Origin of the sequence: Bifidobacterium sp. (assembly GCF_050874245.1) — a bacterium.
Taxonomy (GTDB): Bacteria; Actinomycetota; Actinomycetes; order Actinomycetales; family Bifidobacteriaceae; genus Bifidobacterium.
The window spans coordinates 1-1,379 of the sequence record NZ_JBNMKH010000189.1 but is presented as its reverse complement, the minus strand read 5'-3'; the positions used below and the strand labels follow the sequence as shown (position 1 = coordinate 1,379).

Annotated in this window: 2 protein-coding genes; both read left to right on the top strand. The window is 59.2% G+C overall.

Features of this window, described 5'->3' with window-relative positions; all coding sequences use genetic code 11:
- Positions 1-239, top strand: a 239-nt coding sequence (locus ACR0P8_RS09770; RefSeq protein WP_432624859.1) for a PLP-dependent transferase, incomplete at its 5' end; no start/stop codon positions are given.
- A gap of 231 nt (positions 240-470) precedes the next feature.
- Positions 471-1,379, top strand: a 909-nt coding sequence (locus ACR0P8_RS09765; RefSeq protein WP_432624858.1) for an SPFH domain-containing protein, incomplete at its 3' end; no start/stop codon positions are given.

The window sequence follows — 1,379 nt, the reverse complement described above, 5'->3', positions numbered from 1 at the left end:
GTGACGAACGCAACGTGGAACGCATTCTGGATTCGACGAAGGTGTTCTCCTATGTGCCGAACATCGGCGATTCGCGTTCATTGATCGTCAATCCGACGAAGGTGACGCATCGTGAGGTGCCTGCCGACTATTACGACGCGGCCGGCGTCGGCGACAATCTCATCCGCCTGTCCATCGGCCTCGAAAACGTGGACGACCTCATCTCCGACCTCGACCAGGCGATAGCGGGAGCTTATTAGGCGGATAGGATCCGTTGACGTCACGAGATGGACGGAGCCCGGCGCCCAGTTTCGGCTCGTGAGACGCGTACTGTCCAGCTCCCGGACGCTCCCTGCCCGGCTCCCGGACAAAATATGCGGGGAAGCGCGATATATTGGTAAATTTTTACCTGGGTCCGGCAATGGTTGCAGAACCTACGAAAGGCCGTATGCGAAGCCTTTGAAGAGAAACCAAAGAAAGGGAGTAATGTCATGCCGTTCCTTGTAGCGCTCCTTGTCGTTGCACTGATCATCGCGTTCCTGTTCCTGTCCACGTTGTTCATCGTGCCGCAGCAGCAGGCCTATATCATCGAGCGATTCGGCAAATTCAACAAGGTCCAGTTCGCGGGCATCCACATCCGTATCCCGTTCGTGGACCGCATCGCCATGAAGACCAACATGCGCGTCAACCAGCTCAACGTGCAGCTGGAGACCAAGACGCTCGACAACGTGTTCGTCACCGTCGTGGCCTCCACCCAGTTCCGCGTGAACCCGGAGAACGTGGCCACCGCCTACTATGAGTTGCGCGATCCGGCCGGCCAGCTTCGTTCCTACATGGAGGACGCGCTGCGTTCCGCCATTCCGGCGCTGAGCCTTGATGACGCCTTCGCTCGCAAGGACGATGTGGCCTTCGACGTGCAGAAGACCGTTGGCAACGAGATGTCCCGTTTCGGCTTCACCGTGGTCAAGACCCTGATTACCGCCATCGATCCGAGTCCACAGGTCAAGAACGCCATGGATTCCATCAACGCGGCCCAGCGCGAGAAGGAGGCCACCCGCCAGCGTGCCGAGGCCCAGCGCATTCAGATTGAGACTCAAGCCGCCGCGGAAGCTGAGAAGACACGTCTGCAGGGTGAGGGCCAGGCCAATTACCGTCGTGAGATCGCCAGCGGTATCGTCGACCAGATCAAGAGCCTGCAGGCCGTCGGCATGAACATCGGCGACGTGAACAACGTGGTGCTGTTCAACCAGTATCTCGACGTGCTGCGCTCGCTGAGCGAATCCGACAACGCTAAGACCGTGGTGCTGCCGGCATCCACCCCTGGCGGCTATCAGGACATGTACAGTCAGATTACCCAGGCCATGATGACGGCCAACGAGACCGCAGGACGGAGCACGTAC